The organism is Alteromonas sp. 5NW40-0090 (genome assembly GCF_057552975.1).
This window is the reverse complement of the sequence record NZ_BAAJLT010000009.1, coordinates 136,343-152,141: the sequence shown is the minus strand read 5'-3', so window position 1 is coordinate 152,141 and position 15,799 is coordinate 136,343. Positions and strand designations below refer to the sequence as shown.

General features: G+C 43.8%; 16 protein-coding genes. 7 read left to right on the top strand and 9 right to left on the bottom strand.

Annotation, left to right across the window (positions count from 1 at the left end):
* Nucleotides 1–267 precede the first annotated feature (267 nt).
* The 4 genes from AC27KT_RS12810 (at nucleotide 268) to AC27KT_RS12795 (ending at nucleotide 4,359) form a co-directional block, all read left to right on the top strand.
* A complete protein-coding gene (locus tag AC27KT_RS12810) occupies nucleotides 268–954 on the top strand; it encodes a histidine phosphatase family protein (protein ID WP_487130516.1) in 687 nt (228 codons plus the stop codon).
* A gap of 11 nt (nucleotides 955–965) precedes the next feature.
* On the top strand, nucleotides 966–2,201 hold the full coding sequence (locus AC27KT_RS12805; RefSeq protein ID WP_487130514.1) for an acyl-CoA dehydrogenase family protein: 1,236 nt from the start codon (nucleotides 966–968) through the stop codon (nucleotides 2,199–2,201).
* Between the two features lie 50 nt (nucleotides 2,202–2,251).
* Nucleotides 2,252–3,310 (top strand): phosphotransferase family protein, encoded by a 1,059-nt coding sequence (locus AC27KT_RS12800; RefSeq protein ID WP_487130512.1) that lies wholly within the window; start codon nucleotides 2,252–2,254, stop codon nucleotides 3,308–3,310.
* A 74-nt stretch (nucleotides 3,311–3,384) separates the two neighbouring features.
* On the top strand, nucleotides 3,385–4,359 hold the full coding sequence (locus AC27KT_RS12795) for an NADPH:quinone oxidoreductase family protein (RefSeq protein WP_061486004.1): 975 nt from the start codon (nucleotides 3,385–3,387) through the stop codon (nucleotides 4,357–4,359).
* 138 nt (nucleotides 4,360–4,497) lie between these two features.
* Here the strand turns inward: AC27KT_RS12795 and AC27KT_RS12790 are convergent, their stop codons facing one another.
* From AC27KT_RS12790 to AC27KT_RS12775, 4 genes are all read right to left on the bottom strand, one after another.
* Nucleotides 4,498–5,262: a DUF6174 domain-containing protein gene (locus AC27KT_RS12790; RefSeq protein ID WP_487130510.1), complete on the bottom strand. Its 765-nt coding sequence runs from the start codon at nucleotides 5,260–5,262 to the stop codon at nucleotides 4,498–4,500.
* Between the two features lie 396 nt (nucleotides 5,263–5,658).
* The gene (locus AC27KT_RS12785; RefSeq protein WP_487130508.1) at nucleotides 5,659–6,591 is read right to left on the bottom strand and encodes an alpha/beta fold hydrolase; all 933 of its coding nucleotides are present in this window, start codon (nucleotides 6,589–6,591) and stop codon (nucleotides 5,659–5,661) included.
* Nucleotides 6,592–6,677: 86 nt separating this feature from the next.
* Nucleotides 6,678–7,331, bottom strand: a complete 654-nt coding sequence (locus AC27KT_RS12780) for a YchJ family protein (RefSeq protein WP_487130506.1) — start codon at nucleotides 7,329–7,331, stop codon at nucleotides 6,678–6,680.
* A gap of 252 nt (nucleotides 7,332–7,583) precedes the next feature.
* Complete coding sequence (locus tag AC27KT_RS12775; RefSeq protein WP_487130504.1) at nucleotides 7,584–7,994, bottom strand: deoxyguanosinetriphosphate triphosphohydrolase; 411 nt, start codon at nucleotides 7,992–7,994, stop codon at nucleotides 7,584–7,586.
* A gap of 328 nt (nucleotides 7,995–8,322) precedes the next feature.
* Between AC27KT_RS12775 and AC27KT_RS12770 the strand changes: the two genes are divergently transcribed.
* Nucleotides 8,323–8,721, top strand: coding sequence for a YqaA family protein (locus AC27KT_RS12770; protein ID WP_487130686.1), 399 nt, complete (start codon nucleotides 8,323–8,325; stop codon nucleotides 8,719–8,721).
* A 22-nt stretch (nucleotides 8,722–8,743) separates the two neighbouring features.
* Here AC27KT_RS12770 and AC27KT_RS12765 read toward each other — a convergent pair whose 3' ends face one another.
* The 5 genes from AC27KT_RS12765 to AC27KT_RS12745 all read right to left on the bottom strand — a co-directional run bounded on the left by AC27KT_RS12765 (nucleotide 8,744) and on the right by AC27KT_RS12745 (nucleotide 13,902).
* Nucleotides 8,744–9,403 (bottom strand): protein-methionine-sulfoxide reductase heme-binding subunit MsrQ, encoded by a 660-nt coding sequence (locus AC27KT_RS12765; protein ID WP_487130502.1) that lies wholly within the window; start codon nucleotides 9,401–9,403, stop codon nucleotides 8,744–8,746.
* Nucleotides 9,404–9,500: 97 nt separating this feature from the next.
* Complete coding sequence (gene msrP, locus AC27KT_RS12760) at nucleotides 9,501–10,508, bottom strand: protein-methionine-sulfoxide reductase catalytic subunit MsrP (protein ID WP_487130500.1); 1,008 nt, start codon at nucleotides 10,506–10,508, stop codon at nucleotides 9,501–9,503.
* 152 nt (nucleotides 10,509–10,660) lie between these two features.
* Nucleotides 10,661–12,004, bottom strand: coding sequence for an anti-phage deoxyguanosine triphosphatase (locus AC27KT_RS12755; protein ID WP_487130498.1), 1,344 nt, complete (start codon nucleotides 12,002–12,004; stop codon nucleotides 10,661–10,663).
* A gap of 76 nt (nucleotides 12,005–12,080) precedes the next feature.
* A complete protein-coding gene (gene yfbR, locus AC27KT_RS12750) occupies nucleotides 12,081–12,680 on the bottom strand; it encodes a 5'-deoxynucleotidase (protein WP_012519109.1) in 600 nt (199 codons plus the stop codon).
* Nucleotide 12,681: 1 nt separating this feature from the next.
* Complete coding sequence (locus AC27KT_RS12745) at nucleotides 12,682–13,902, bottom strand: pyridoxal phosphate-dependent aminotransferase (protein WP_014998627.1); 1,221 nt, start codon at nucleotides 13,900–13,902, stop codon at nucleotides 12,682–12,684.
* Nucleotides 13,903–14,174: 272 nt separating this feature from the next.
* Between AC27KT_RS12745 and AC27KT_RS12740 the strand changes: the two genes are divergently transcribed.
* Together AC27KT_RS12740 and AC27KT_RS12735 are read left to right on the top strand one after the other, a co-directional pair.
* A complete protein-coding gene (locus tag AC27KT_RS12740) occupies nucleotides 14,175–14,969 on the top strand; it encodes a DUF2189 domain-containing protein (protein ID WP_487130495.1) in 795 nt (264 codons plus the stop codon).
* A 417-nt stretch (nucleotides 14,970–15,386) separates the two neighbouring features.
* Entirely contained in the window at nucleotides 15,387–15,716 is a 330-nt protein-coding gene (locus tag AC27KT_RS12735; protein ID WP_014979515.1) for a DUF3718 domain-containing protein, read from the top strand.
* The last annotated feature ends 83 nt before the right edge of the window (nucleotides 15,717–15,799 follow it).

Sequence of the window (15,799 nt, the reverse complement as noted above, 5' to 3'; positions counted from 1 at the left end):
GCGTACAGTCCTTTACATTTTAAATACGCCAACTTCCCTATGACGTCGTATAGTGCTTTTTCACTATACAATCTAATGAACATATATTGCACGCATTTGAAGCTATCATGTCAAATTTTGTTCGCAACGTGTAAAAAGCGAACAGATATTTGGCAGTGAATAGTTTCACATGATGCATACTCATTCAAAATATCAATTAAACTTATATCGCTGTTTTCCTTAGTATGTTGGTTGAAAGTTAACATATTAATAACATCAGGCAGCGGTATGACAGACATCTATTTAGTGCGACATGGTCAAGCGTCTTTTGGCAAAGCGAACTATGACAAACTTAGTGAACTGGGTGGGCAACAGGCCATTTGGCTTGGTGACTATTTCAAGCATCGCAATGTTGAATTTGATGCAGTTTTCTCTGGCGACATGGTAAGGCATCACGAAACCAAAGACGGTATTGCCTCGGGTATTGCTACTGAAGACTATACGCTACCTGAAGTTACGGTGAATAGCGCCCTGAATGAATTCAATTTTCAGGCAGTGGCTACCGCCTATTTAACACGCTACCCAGAAGCAAAAGTACCTGAAGGTGCTTCGCCTTCTGAATATTACCGATTGCTAAAAAAAGCAATGCTTGCCTGGTCGCAAGACGAGTTGGCGCATGAATTCCTTGATGAAACATGGGGTCAGTTCGAAGACAGAGTTCACAGTATGCTCACGCACCTTCAAAGTATAGATGCGAAGCGTGTTCTCGTTGTGAGTTCTGGCGGTGCAATTGCCATGATGCTTAAACACATTCTTGGCTACGATGCGGCCACCGTTGTAAATATGAATTTGCAGATCCGAAATGCCAGTTTTTCTCAATGCTTTGCCAATGCGCGAGGCGTTCACCTTAATAACTTCAACAGCGTACCTCACCTGGATGTGATTGACAGGTTACACGCCATTACCTACAGCTAAATGGGGCAGTTATGAACTTTGAATATAATGAAAAGACCCAAGCACTTTTAGAAAAACTAAAAGCGTTTATGAAAGAAGAAGTGTATCCAATTGAAAAGGAATACATTAACGCCGTAGAAAATGGCTCTGCCAACAATGGCGAAGGTCGTTGGAAAACGCCTGAAATGATGCATACATTGAAAAAGCGTGCAAAAGAAGCGGGTCTTTGGAATCTATTTTTACCTGAAGAATATAAGCCATATGGCGCGGGATTGACTAACGCAGAGTATGCACCACTTTGTGAAGAAATGGGCAGAGTTTTGTTTAGCTCTGAAATTTTCAACTGTAGTGCGCCAGATACCGGCAATATGGAAGTGCTGGCTAAATACGGTAACGAAAGTCAGAAAAAACAGTGGTTGGAGCCGCTTCTAAATGGAGAGATACGCTCAGCCTTTGCTATGACAGAGCCTGCAGTGGCATCGAGTGACGCGACAAATATCGAAACTTCCATTAAGCGCGATGGCGATGAATACGTTATCAACGGCCGTAAGTGGTACACCAGCGGTGCTATGAATGAAAACTGTAAAATTATGGTGGTAATGGGCAAAACTGATTTCGATGCACCTCGTCATCAGCAGCAGTCTCAAATCTTAGTTCCTATGGACACCAAGGGTGTAACTATTGTTCGCCCAATGGCTGCAATGGGCTATTACGACGAGCCTATTGGTCATGCTGAAGTCTTGTTTGAAGATGTACGTGTACCGGCAGAAAACTTACTACTTGGTGAAGGGCGTGGTTTTGAAATTGCACAAGGGCGCTTAGGGCCGGGCCGTATTCACCATTGTATGCGCCTTATTGGCTGTGCACAGCGCGCGCTCGATATGGCCTGTGAACGAGTTGAAAGCCGAGTGGCGTTTGGCAAACCGTTGTCGAAACAGCAATCGGTTAGAGAAAGCATTGCGCAGATGCACTGTGATATTGAACAGGCGCGCCTGCTTACGTTAAAAGCTGCAGATAAGATGGATCGCTATGGCAACAAAGTATCGCGCGACCTTATCGCTGCTATCAAGATAGTTGCACCTACTATGGCTTGTAACGTTATCGACCAAGCCATTCAGATGCACGGCGCTGCAGGTACAAGCCAAGATTTCGTATTATCTGCCATGTACGCTTATGCGCGTACCATCAAACTGGCAGATGGCCCTGATCAGGTTCACATGATGCAGTTAGGCCGTAATCTTATTGCAGAAAAAGCAGTTGCTGAATAGGTCATTGTTGTAAATAAACAATACAGAAAAATTACGGGTAAGGAGTGAACGTGTCTAAAGACAATGCGAAAGCCCCACATGTTATCGATTTGGCAGTGCTGAATTCGTATTTATCTTCAGTGTGCCCGAGTATTGGGCACGTCGAAAGCGCTGATAAATTTGCAGGTGGGCAATCGAACCCGACGTTTAAGCTTACCACGGATAACGGCGTCTACGTGTTACGCCGTCAACCTCCGGGTAAGTTACTGAAGTCGGCCCATGCGGTTGACCGAGAATTTCGCGTTATCAACGCGTTGCAGGGCTCAGAAGTGCCTGTGCCCAAAGCGTACCATTTATGTGAAGATGCCAGCATAATCGGTAGCATGTTTTACATTATGGCCTATGTTGAAGGTGACATTTTTTGGAATAGTGCACTGCCTGAAATAGCGTCTTCTGCTACTCGCGGTGCCATGTATGATGAAATGAACCGGGTGCTTGCAGCGCTTCACAGTGTAGATATTGAAAGCGCAGGCTTACGCGATTATGGAAAGCCTGGCAGCTACTTTGAACGTCAGCTAAGCAGGTGGACAAAGCAGTATAGAGCGTCAGAACTTGAGCATGTTGAAGAAATTGAAAGTCTTATTCAGTATCTTGAGGCCAACCTGCCAAAAGATGATGGTCAAGTCTCGTTGGTCCATGGCGATTTTCGTTTAGACAATATGATGTTTGATATGTCTGACCCTAAAAACCCAAGAGTAGTCGCGGTGCTTGATTGGGAATTATCAACGTTGGGGCATCCGTATGCCGATTTGGCTTACCAATGTATGCAGTTGCGCCTTCCCTCTGACATTGCGCACGCAGCTGGGTTAGGTGGTTTAGACAGAGAGCAGTTAGGCATTCCAAGTGAACAAGAATATATCAATGCGTATTGCGAGCGAAGAGGTATTGATGGCATTAGCAATTGGACGTTTTACCTCGCATTTAGTTTTTTCCGTTTAGCCGCTATTTTACAAGGCGTGGTAAAACGCGCACACGATGGCAATGCGTCAAGCGAGAAGGCTATGCAATTAGGCGCAATGGTGCGACCTCTGGCGCAAATTGCGAACCAAACCATTCACCAAAGCGAATAAACGCCAAATAACGTATTTAATGACAGGTCATGCTATCAATAGCGTGCACGTCGAACAAAGCAACTGGAGACAGTATGAAAGCAATTGTATGCGAATCTTTTGGGCCACTTGAAGAACTTCAATTTAAAGACGTTGCAGACCCGCAAGTAAAAAAAGGGCATGTAGTCGTAAATGTTGAAGCCGCAGGGGTGAACTTTCCAGACGGACTATTGGTGCAAGGTCTGTATCAAATGCAGCCAGACTTCCCTTTTATTCCTGGCAATGAAGTGGCAGGCACCATATCTGAAGTAGGTGAGGGCGTAAGCCATTTAAAAGAAGGGCAACGAGTTATTGCGTTGTCTAACTTAGGTGGTTACGCAGAAAAAGCGCTGATCCCTGCCACTCATGTTATGCCATTACCTGATCCCATCCATGTTAATGAAGGGGCTGCTCTTGTAACTGCGCATGCGACAGCACATCACGCATTAAAGCAGCGCGCAAAACTGCAGCCAGGCGAAACACTGGTTGTAACCGGCGCAGCGGGTGGTACTGGCTTAGCAGCAGTGCAAATAGGCAAGATTATGGGCGCTAAAGTGATTGCAGTTTGCTCAACAGAAGAAAAGCTGGCGCTTGCTAAAGAGTATGGCGCAGACGTTTTAATTAACTACAAAGAAAAAGATCTCAAAGAAACGCTGAAAGAAGTCACAGGCGGCAAAGGTGTCGATGTAGTTTATGAATGCGTTGGCGGTGACACATTCCACGCTTGCAGCCGCAGTATGGCATGGGAAGGGCGTTTACTTGTGGTTGGCTTTGCTGGCGGTGAGATCCCGAAATTTCCGGTTAATTTAGCGCTGGTAAAAGGCTATTCGGTTATGGGCGTATTTTGGGGCTCGTTTACTCAGCACGATCCAAAAGGCTTCGCGGAAAACATGCAAGAGCTTTTAACTTGGTATGTGCAAGGTAAGGTTAAGGTGGTCGTAGATGAAGCATTACCTTTAGAGCAAGCAACGAAAGCCATGGCCAAGGTAATGAACCGGGAAGTGAAAGGCAAGATGGTGCTTGTGCCCTGATCCTAAAAGCCTGACACGTGGGTAACTTAACAATAAAGCCTGAGCCTTCTGAAGTGACCCCAGTAACTGTATAGTCCAACTACTGGGTGTCATTTCATTTTATGGTTCAGGCTTATTTCGAGAGTCATTGAGTAATGGTTATTCTGGTACCAGTTCTACGTTAAGTTCTCTGGTCAACACATGACATAAGTCTTTACCAATGCCTATGTTATCTACTTGATAGTCTTGATAACCCTGTTTTTGTACTGTGAGGGTGTAAAAACCAGGACGTTCTTCCAGCATTGCAATCAAATGGTCTTCTGCACAATCCGTTTCATCAACTATAACAGTTTCAGAATACGCTTCTTCTATTGCAGTAGCAGTAACTCCACATGCGCTTGGCATTTGCGTTGTTTGATCGGTTACTGAAAGCAAGAGGCCATCTTCTACCGTTGCTGTACAGGCCACATCACCTGCGGTAATAAGGTTGCTAATTGTTAGGGTATATTCGTCGTCAGCCGTCTGCTCGTTGATATCGACCTTAATTTCGGTTGGGTAGCCGCGTTCCGGGTCATATTTAACCGATAGTGATTCGGCACGACTTTCTTCTAATGAAATAAGCTGAAACAAGCTATCAATGCTTTCTGTATATGCATCATCTAGCGGTAGGGCAATATTGCCTTCAATAATAGTTTGAGAGGTGACCTGACTACCTTCTACCAGTACTAAGCGAGGAAGTATGGTTTCTTCGGTGCAAAAACATGAAATTTGATATTCAAACTGATAATTGTCGATATTCGCGCTTTCCCACTTTGCGCGGTTGGCGTTAAGGTCGTCGAGTACATCGTTTGAATCGCTACCACCGCAGCCTAACAATAGCGTAGTAGCAGAAATCGTCGCAGCGATACGTAAAATAGTAGTCATAACATTCCTTGTTTTTTATTTTTTATGATTAGCCACGATAGTAGAGCTCGCAGCAATTTTGTGACAATTGGAAATAAAAAAGCGGCTTTGCACTTCACGTAATACAAATCCGCTCTGCAGTTTATACTAATACAATTGTTGTTAAAGTAAACCGTGTTACTTGGGAACGTTTTGGGGCTGAGTCATTCCATAAGCCACATTCTTGCGCTTCTTCTCCGTACAAAGAGTTTATATAATGAGCTGTCGCGTTACCTAAAGTTCTAAGATAGCTTTGGTGGAGTAAGAATTAAAATGACCTAAAATGGGGTAGGTATAGCAGAACAGAGAAGCAACGCCCCGTGCACGGGGCGCTCTTTTAATGTATTAAAGAGACATACCGCCTACTATGATATTTTTTTACAGGAACGCTAGCACTGTAGATAGCGTAGCCTCGGGATTCTCTTCGTGAGGCACATGCCCCAAATTGTCAAAAACAACGAGTGTGCTATTGGGAATGTCGCGCTCAAACTGTTTACCGATTTCAAGCGGTATTAGCTTATCTTTGCCACCCCAAATTAATAAAGTAGGAACAGACAATGTGTTGAGTTCATAACGAAGCTTTCCGGGTTGAGTTTGAACGAAACGCTCTGAAATCGCCGCGCGATTACCCTCTCTAAGCGCTAACTCGTAGTATCTATTAACTAATTCGTCAGAGACTAATGATGGGTCTCCGTATACGTTTTCAATACTACTTCTTACAACGAATTTGGGTATGAAATCCTTCAAAAACATGCTTGCAAACTTGTTTTGAGATAGCTTAAACGCAATAGGTACAGATTCTGCTTTATACGGATAGCCAGAAGCGTCAACGAGCACTAATTTAGATACCCTGTTCGGATAACGTACCGCCGTTGCCCAACCAACATAGCCACCCAGTGAGTTACCCGCCACTATAGCGTGGGCGATCCCGAGATGATCGAGCAGTTTCACAAGGTAATCAGTGTACTTTTCTATTGTGTAATTGTTTTGAGGTTCCGGCCCGGTTAGACCAAAACCTGGTAGGTCAAAACGAATAACGCGACGCTTGCTTTTTAGGCCTGATACCCAGCCATCCCAAGTGTGAAGAGAGGCGCCCGTGCCGTGGACTAAAACTACAGGTGTTTTGTCGTTTTTTGGGCCTTCATCACGTATGTGTAACGTCAATCCATCAATATTTACGAATGATGACGCTGAAGACGCCCAGCGCGGTTTAAGTTTCTCCACGGGTATGTCTTGTGCCGAGTGAATGTTTACAAAAATAAGTAACGCAACAGCTATTACTAAAATCAAGCACACAGTAGCTTTCATCATGTTAATTACTTCTTAACAGAACCTATGGTCACTATAAAATATTATTTTTGCGAACGATATGGGGGAATTACGGATATTGTTTGGGCTCAACGCTGCTTTAACGCGCAACATTGTTTAAACTTTTTACCGCTACCGCAAATACAAGGTAGGTTTCTCCCGTATTTAATTTTGCCGCAGTCGTCGTGTAATACTCCATCGTGATAACGCCACTTACCGTCTTCAACACTAAAATTCGACGTTTCGTGAAGCTGATACATGCTTTTATTTTCAAAATAGTAAGCAGTGAATTCAACAGTGGCAGTATAGGGCTTGGAGATGGGCTTTAAATTTGGCTTAGAGATTGCCTCGGCGTTGGTTTGCGCTTCGACTTTAGCGTCAGCATGTACAGTACTGTCTATCGAACTATCTTCAGTACTACTGACCGAGTTACCTACCAAGCTATCTACGGAGTTATCTACGGAGCTATCTACGGAGTTATCTACGGAGCTAGCCGCTAGAGTGGGGTGTACTTTAAGTGCGAACCATGTCGCACCTTGTGCGCTTTGCGCCAAATCCTCTACAGAAAGACCCTGCTGCTTTTCTTTGGTGTAGGTTTCAAGAATATATTGATAATGCGCTGTAGCGTAGGCTGAAAACCGGGAGCGCATAAGTTGCTCTGCAGAACAAGGGTGTTTATCACCCTTAATAAAAGGCTCGCAGCATTCGTCAAAGGATTTTGATGAGCAACAGTAACAGCGCATAAGACAACTCGCAGTTTAAGACTAAAACAAAGCACTACAGTATAAGTATAAGTTGCGTGAGCCCCAACTTTTTTAAACGTAAATATTGCCGATATTCAAAGATTCCTTGGCGGTCCATGCCAAAGGGTACATGTCAGAGATTCCACGTCAAAGAGCTGTATGAAAATATACGTTAGCCTTTGATTACGCATCGCTATTCAGGCAAACGTAAGATGGGGCAAACGCAAGATGTAAGCATAAACAGGCTTTGTATTACCAAGGACCTAATGCTACGTTTTGTTCGTCATTAATGCTGTTAACACGTACATTCACCAGGCTGACAGAGTAAAGCTCACACAGCTTTCTGATCATTTCACTATCGGTTGGTTGAAGGTCTAAATCAATGTTTTCCACGTACAGTGTTTTACACTGGCCACCTGTAATCAGCTTACTGATCCATTCGGGCATTTTTTCCTTTTCAGGTTTTTGAATACGGATAGCGTGATCTACAGTTTTTGAAAACGACACCGTATTTGAAAGCAGATAATTCCAACCTTTGTCGTTATTTCCTTTTCCATCACCTTGTTTTTCGCTAGGAAACCCTTCTATCGGCAAAGGTAGTTGAACAACATTTGAAACCGAAGCGCGTAAAGCATTGAATCGTGAAACTGAAGATGTGTTCATAGTAAAACCCTTTATGCATTTGCCCTTAAGTTCATAAATCGAACTTCAGGAATATTGTTATCAATTGATACTGGTTACTTATACAGTGTGTATGTGTATACAGTATTCATAAAAGAGGGATTTGGCAAGTATTTAGTTGTACTTTTTTCACACAAATTGGTGCTTTGTCAGTAACTATATAAAAGATAATGGTTTTTTTGTGCTATCGAATTCTGAAGGAAGTATTCATACTCCGATTAAGGTAAGATGCGCGCGAATTTTATATAGAAAACTACTGTATATAGCTGGAGGAGCGTTGAGCGCATTAATACATTTAGGCTATTTGGGGATGTTCTTATCGGCATTTTTGGCTGCCACTATATTGCCTTTTAGTTCTGAAATTGTGCTTAGTGCTTTATACAGTAGTGGGTTGAACTGGGTGTTGTTGCTTGTTGTTGCTTCGTTAGGAAATGTACTCGGCTCGGTGGTTAATTATGCATTGGGCTTCAAGTTCGGAAAAGAAATAGCGACGCATAAGTTAAAAGTGAGCGAAGCAGCGTTTAACCGTGCAAGCTACACCTTTACAAAGTGGGGGAAGTGGAGCTTGTTTTTATGCTGGGTACCTATTATTGGCGACCCTATTACTTTAGTAGCAGGTGTACTTAGAAGCCCGTTTTGGTTTTTTATTCTCGCGGTAACTCTTAGCAAAACAGCGCGTTATGCTGCGCTGCTTTACGTGCTTGTTTAAAAGGTTTTCGACTTTAGTTTTCTCACGCCACTGCGTTTTTGTCTCTCGACTTCTTTTGACTTTTCTTCTGATACGTCACATACCACTGCTTCATTCTTGGGCTCATTAATATCAGTCCAACCATCCAATACCAGACTGGCTCTTGCCAAAACGTCTTCTGCGACCAGCTGAAATGAAGTAGTGCAAGGGGCAGGATCAGGTAAATGCTGTTGTGAAGCTTCTGCCACTTTTTTCCCATGTTGCGCTGGATACGCTTGAACGACGTAGCGGTGAGAGCAAAAAGAAGAAGTAACGCTGCCATGCCAACAATGATGTATGGCCTGCTTACTATCTCGCTAGCCACTAGTGCCATATCAAGCTGGGTTTCAAACACAATGTAAGTGAGCAGGTGTGCAAAGGCGTACACAAAGGTGTATACGCCAATCATACGTCTGAATTGCACCGGTTCTGGGCTTGGTAGCCATTTAGCAAGTGGGCTAAGAGTAAGCGTTAGTAATAGAAAGTGAATTGCCCAGGTTCCAGTCTCATTGATGAGCGTGTTTACAGGGTCTGGACCAAGCTGATCGGTTACCCCTGCAAAAAACAACCAGGCGATATAGCCCAATGCGAAAAGGTGAATAAGACCTTTTAGGCTGCGGCGCTGCCATACAGAGAGTCGAAATGGTTTTTTTCTTAACGGCATTAAATGAACAACTTAATAATAATGTTTAAAAACTCTAGTTAAGTGATATTGATATGAATGACTAGCTATTTACTCGTAGCCCTATAAAACGTACCAGCTAGTAATAACGGGATAAGTCCATATCTTTGTATAGCGGCGCGACTTCGCTGTAACCGTTGAACATTTGGGTGTCGATGCGATTTCTGGCGAGTAGCCCACCTGTGGTTATTCTACGCTCGCTGGCCTGGCTCCACCTTGGGTGCGACACGTTTGGATTCACATTGGCGTAAAAGCCATACTCGTTGGCGGCCAGACGATTCCATGTGGTAGGCGGCTTCTTGTCGGTAAGGCGAATTCTCACAATAGACTTAATGCTCTTGAAACCATACTTCCACGGTACAACAAGCCTAATAGGCGCGCCGTTTTGAGGTGGCAAGGTCTTCCCGTAAAGGCCAACCGACATGAGCGTTAAGGGGTGCATGGCTTCATCGAGACGCAAACCCTCTACGTAAGGGTAATCAATGCCACCACCGGTAAAGCGGCTTCGTTGACCGGGCATTTGCTCAGGGTCATATAAAGTTTCAAATGCCACATATTTGGCTGACATTAATGGATCGGCTTGTTTTAACAACGCCCCTAACTCGAACCCAATCCATGGCACCACCATCGACCACGCTTCAACACAGCGTAAACGGTAAATGCGCTCTTCAAGGGGAAACCGCTTTGTTAAGGCATCGTGATCAAGCTCAATGGGTTTATTAACCATCCCGTCAACTTTTAACGTCCATGGATTAGTTTGAAATTCAGTCGCATTTTTGGCTGGTGCATCTTTAGATGTGCCAAACTCATAAAAGTTGTTGTAGCTGGTTACTTTATCTTCAGGCGTTCGGGTTTCCGTTATTTGGAACTTAGGGGGCTGACTAAACTTCAGCGCCTTTCCCTTAAACGCTGCCTTCTCTTCCTCATCTTCCCAAAACCAACCGGCAGCACCTGCCGACTTCGCCAAAAGCGCAGACGCTCCCACAAAGCCCATAGATTTGAGCAATGAACGGCGACTTTTGTAAACGCCTTCATTGGTTACGTCGTTATCAGTTAGTTTTACTGAGGGCTTAAATAGTTTTGGCATTACGTCACCTAAATTATGATAAGACTATGAGAAATGGTCATCATTTCAACCGTTACAGTTAGCTACGTTGGTGTAACGAGTAAGTTCAACATAATAAAAAAGACCGAGAGAACGGTCTTTTCATTTCAACTAATTTAAAAAAACAAGACAATCTACATATGCAGACTATCTTGAATACCGCCTTGTTTAGGTGAAAAGATATTGCTGTATAGGCGAGATGCGAATTCGTCCGTCATACCTGATATATAATCTGCGAGCACGCGCATACCATTATTGTCTTCACAAGCTTTACGCCAGCGAACTTGGGTATTTTCGGGAAGTAAGCGGTCGGGATCTGATGCAAAGGCTTCAAAAAGCTCCATAACCACCAGCTGCCCTTTGTATTCAAGAAGCTGCACATCGGGGCGGCGTATTACTTTGTTAAACACAAAGCGTTTGAAAAGCTCCAAGGCTTGTGCATATTGTTCAGGCATTACGGCGTTGAACGCCAATAACGGGTGAGCGAAACCCTCAACGCCTTTTATTTCAATAGCTGTGATAAAGCTATTTACCAGCGCGCCTATGGCATTTTTTCTTTCGTGATGTGCAGCGCTAAATAGCTTATTGGTTAGCACTTCTATATTGTCTGACAGCCACGGTACATCTAACGCTTTTAGCGGGGTGGTTACGTCTTCGACAAAGTGATGCTTGTCGACCATATCCATTACAATTGCATCTTCTAAGTCGTGAATGCCATAGGCGATATCGTCAGACAGCTCCATAATTGAGCAGTCGAAGGATTTAAATTGCGTTTTGCTGTGACCGTTTTGTTTTGCCGCAAACCGCATAAACCTGTCTTTATCTTCATTGTTAAATGGCCCAAGTAGCCAGTCGAATAGGGGCTCATCGCAGCGAAACAGACCTTTTGGCGGGTGCCAGTCGTGGGCTTTAACCTGACGAAGTGAAACAGGGCGCTCGGGCGTAGGTTCTTTACTATGAAGGGCATCAATAAAGTTAGGATATTTAACCAAGCCTAACACGCTTCTTCTGCATAAATTCATGCCGTGTTCGGCGGTATAGGGCTCTAGCTGAGTGATGATCCTAAAGGTTTGTCCGTTTCCTTCAAACCCGCCGTATTGGTGCATCATGTAATTTAGGGCAATCTCACCACCGTGGCCGAAAGGTGGATGGCCAATATCGTGAGCCAAGCAGAGGGTTTCGATTAACGTAGGATCAAGCGCCAAAGTAGTGGCTATATCTGGAAATTTCACCCACAGCTGGGCTGTAATACCGGTGCCAATTTGGGCCGCTTCTAGAGAGTGGGTTAGTCGAGTGCGATAGAAGTCACTCAGCCCCACACCGAGCACTTGGGTTTTTGCCTGCAATCTGCGAAAGGCAGCGCTGTGAAGAACGCGTGCCTTATCACGTTGATACGGATTGCGATGGTCGCCGTCTCTTGTTTCGCTACGGGGTAAACGACGTTCGTGTAATGCTAATTCCCAATCGCTTTTTGCCAAAAAAACCTCGCTGCCATGCTGTGTATGCTACTTTTATTCGTCAGTATAGTGATTTAAGCGCTGTTAATCGCCTTGCTCACATATCGTCTTGCGTAATTTCATCAAGACTTAAAGAAAAGCTTGGTACGTAACGTGTTAAGAAGTAGTCCACCTCTTCAGAATGATATTCTTTAAGGGTTTTATCTAATCGTTTTTTTGCCAACTTAAACTCTTGGTTGCCAGCAGCTAATTCTTCAAGCGTTTTAAGGTAAGCGCAAAGTACGTCTGCTGCTTTCACAATAAAAGCTTCTTCTTCACTATGGTAGTGATGATCAATAAGCGCAGCGTAGTCTTCTCGAAATGCTTCTGGTGCCATTTCAATTAGCTTGTTCTCTGCAATTTTTTCGATCTTTTTATATTCTTCTTTAATCGCAGGGTTGAAGTATTTCACTGGGGTCGGGAGGTCTCCGGTGAGTACCTCCGACACGTCGTGAAATATTGCCATGGTAGCAATACGATCAGGGTTTAGTGTGCCGCCAAAAAACTTATTTTTTATTAAAGCAAGTGCGTGGGCAACCATGGCCACCTGCAAACTGTGCTCCTGCACATTTTCTGTGCGCACGTTGTGCATTAGCGGCCAGCGATTAATAAGCTTTAAGCGCGCTAGGTGCGCAAAAAAGTGACTTTTATCAGACACATTACGCCCCTTGCTTATACGTTCTAAAGAAGTTGCCAATACGATGAAGTGCAGGCACTAATACATCGCTGTGCGGTAAAAATACTAATCGAAAGTACGTGCCTTCAGTAAGGTTAAACGCGCGACCGTGTACCAGCAGGATTTTTTCAGAGCTTAATAAGTCCAGCACCATTTGTTCATCATTTTGAATGTTGAATTTCTTCTCATCCACTTTGGCGAAACAATACATGGCACCTTTAGGTTTAACGCACGAAATACCGTCAATGCCGTTTAGCATATCTGTAGTTACGTCACGCTGAATGCGAAGGCGCCCGTTTTCTTTCACCAAGTCGTCAATGCTTTGATAGCCGCCTAACGCAGTTTGAATAGCACTTTGACACGGTACGTTAGCGCACATCCGCATGGAAGACAGAATATTAAGCCCTTCAATATAGTCAGACGCTAATCGCTTATTGCCGCTTACTACAAGCCAACCTGAACGAAAGCCCGCCACACGGTAGTTTTTGCTCAAGCCGCCAAAGGTAACAAAAAACACATCGTCAGCCAGTGAAGCAATGCTGGTGTGCTTTGCTTCATCGTAAAGAATTTTATCGTAAATCTCGTCGCTAAATACAACAAGTCCGTGTTCGCGGGCAACTTCAACTACTTCTTGCAACAGGGCTTTGTCGTAAACTGCGCCGGTTGGGTTGTTAGGGTTGATAAGTACAATTGCGCGAGTTTTACTGGTGATTTTACTTTTTATGTCGTCAATATCTGGGAACCAGCCTGCTTGCTCATCGCAGCGATAATGAACGGGTGAGCCTGACGAAAGGCTAACTGCTGCCGTCCAAAGCGGGTAGTCAGGGCTTGGAATAAGCACTTCATCGCCATGATTAAGTAGCGCCTGCATTGCCATCATAATTAACTCAGATACGCCATTACCAATATAAACGTCGTCTACACGGATGTCTTTAATGTTGCGCTGCTGGTAATACTGCATCACGGCCACACGGGCAGCATAAATTCCTGTCGAGTCTGAATATCCTTGAGACGTAGGCAGGTTATGAATAACGTCTTTTACGATGTCGTCAGGGGCTTCAAATCCAAATGGGGCAGGGTTACCGATATTCAGCTTTAATATGCGGTGTCCTTCGTCTTCCATTTTGCGTGCTTGTGCAGCAATTGGGCCTCTAATGTCGTAACAAACGTTATCTAATTTATGTGAGCGAGATACAGTTTTCATGGTCTATCTGGTTGATTTACATACCCTGAGATTATCGCAATACAAAGCCATATGCGATGGCCTTTTTGCAGTATTTCCCCTTTAAGTACGACTTTTTTCACCAAGTGGCTATTTATTGACCATATAACGAGATGAACGATCCGCTTGTCACTTAAGTATAAAATTTATGTTAATAGCTTGTGAACTTTTCATTCAGCGCCTATCGTAATAGTAAGGCGTGTATAAAAAACGCGTTAGTAACAAACAGGCTAACAAGCAGAGGTGATAAGAATATGTCGCACCATTTCAAAGAAACACCAGAGAATGCAATCACGCAAAGTGGTATCGCACGCGTTATTCCCTGTAAAGAATTAGACGTTGGCGATCCAATAAAGTGGTTGTCATTGGCATTACGAGACGCTATGCGCGCTCCAGGACTCACATTGTTTTATGGCGTTCTTTTCGCGGTTATTCCGTGGTTCATTATGTACTTGGTTGAAATGACAGGTTGGCACTTAGTTATTTTACCCGCCATTGTTTGCTTTATGTTGATAGGGCCGTTTCTGGCTGCTGGTCTTTATGATGTAAGCTGGGAAATGGAGAAAGGCCATAAGCCCACATTGCGCCATTCGCTGCGCGCAATGCGCAGAAATGCGTTTAACGAATGGGGCTTTGCCATTTTGCTTATGGTGATGATGATATTTTGGCTGCGTGTGGCATCGCTAATCCATGCACTTTATCCACCTTATATAGAGAATGACTTGGAAAGCTTACTACCGTTTCTAGTGCTGGGCACAATTGTCGGTGCGGGTTTTACACTGGCAATGCTATTTATTACGGCGTTTACTCAACCTATTTTAATGGAGCGTAAGGTAGATCTTGCAACTGCAGTGCTTACCAGTGTTAATGCGGTGTGGTTGAATAAGGTACCCATGCTCATTTGGGGAGCGATTATTTTCACCACAGTAGCAATTGGCTATGTGACCGGTTTCGTGGGTTTCATCGTGCTCATGCCGATTGTCGGCTATGCATCGTGGCACGCTTATATTGATGCAATTGAGACTAAGCGCGAGCGTAAATATGAGTAATTCACTTCGTTTTGTGTAATTAAATTACGAAAAAAAGGTGTGTTTTAGCGCAATAAATACTCTCATTTGCCGTTTATTTTGTTAAAATTACAGTTTTAGAGCCCCGAAAGGGGCTTTTTTATACTTAAGTCTTATACTTCTTTCTTCCTATAAATATAGTGGCTAGATATATTAGTAATATGCAATTTATGTTATTCCAAGTAATTCAATGGGTTAGCATGGTAACAACAGTGTAACAACTTGATTTACTAAGCATTTACCCAGGTTACACAATCATTCAACAGAAAAAATTTTATTCTTGATGCATAAATAAAGGGCGTTGAGCAAATCGTTGATTAATTCAACTCTGCTCAACTTTACTTGAGAGTTTGCCACAAACTTGCAGAGCACCCTTAACCACTCATTGAGGATTTTAAAATGAAACTATCTAACCTACTCAAAGTTTTTGCAGCTACTGCGACTGTCGCTTTTAGCATCAATGCAAATGCAGCAGCAGAGTCAAAAGACATTCGCTTCGTTGGTGAAACCCAGTTTGCAGGGTTTTGTAAAGCGATAATCAACGATGATGTGAGAGTTCTTCGTTCTAGCCTTTCACGTAACGTGGGTCGTATTGGCGCTAGCCAACGTGAAGTATTGCGCATGGTAACGTCTGAAGAAGGCCTGACGTGTAACGGAAGTAGCCTTATTAAGTTTTCTGAAGAGCGTCATGCAGATGCGGTACACGAATACTTAACTTCGCGTAGCTAAGGCCTTGCTTGCGGTTACTATAAATCCAGAAAAAGCGGGCTAGCTTACACTCATCGTCAATCACGTTGACGTAGTAGTGAAAA

Excerpts from the sequence above, each read along its gene's own strand:
- AC27KT_RS12745 (WP_014998627.1), bottom strand. The coding sequence starts at position 13,902 with ATGAAAACTGTATCTCGCTCACATAAATTAGATAACGTTTGTTACGAC.
- AC27KT_RS12775 (WP_487130504.1), bottom strand. The coding sequence starts at position 7,994 with ATGAACACATCTTCAGTTTCACGATTCAATGCTTTACGCGCTTCGGTT.
- AC27KT_RS12740 (WP_487130495.1), top strand. The coding sequence starts at position 14,175 with ATGTCGCACCATTTCAAAGAAACACCAGAGAATGCAATCACGCAAAGT.
- AC27KT_RS12735 (WP_014979515.1), top strand. The coding sequence starts at position 15,387 with ATGAAACTATCTAACCTACTCAAAGTTTTTGCAGCTACTGCGACTGTC.
- msrP (WP_487130500.1), bottom strand. The coding sequence starts at position 10,508 with ATGCCAAAACTATTTAAGCCCTCAGTAAAACTAACTGATAACGACGTA.
- AC27KT_RS12785 (WP_487130508.1), bottom strand. The coding sequence starts at position 6,591 with ATGATGAAAGCTACTGTGTGCTTGATTTTAGTAATAGCTGTTGCGTTA.
- AC27KT_RS12810 (WP_487130516.1), top strand. The coding sequence starts at position 268 with ATGACAGACATCTATTTAGTGCGACATGGTCAAGCGTCTTTTGGCAAA.
- AC27KT_RS12795 (WP_061486004.1), top strand. The coding sequence starts at position 3,385 with ATGAAAGCAATTGTATGCGAATCTTTTGGGCCACTTGAAGAACTTCAA.
- AC27KT_RS12805 (WP_487130514.1), top strand. The coding sequence starts at position 966 with ATGAACTTTGAATATAATGAAAAGACCCAAGCACTTTTAGAAAAACTA.
- AC27KT_RS12770 (WP_487130686.1), top strand. The coding sequence starts at position 8,323 with ATGTTCTTATCGGCATTTTTGGCTGCCACTATATTGCCTTTTAGTTCT.
- AC27KT_RS12790 (WP_487130510.1), bottom strand. The coding sequence starts at position 5,262 with ATGACTACTATTTTACGTATCGCTGCGACGATTTCTGCTACTACGCTA.
- AC27KT_RS12780 (WP_487130506.1), bottom strand. The coding sequence starts at position 7,331 with ATGCGCTGTTACTGTTGCTCATCAAAATCCTTTGACGAATGCTGCGAG.
- AC27KT_RS12765 (WP_487130502.1), bottom strand. The coding sequence starts at position 9,403 with ATGCCGTTAAGAAAAAAACCATTTCGACTCTCTGTATGGCAGCGCCGC.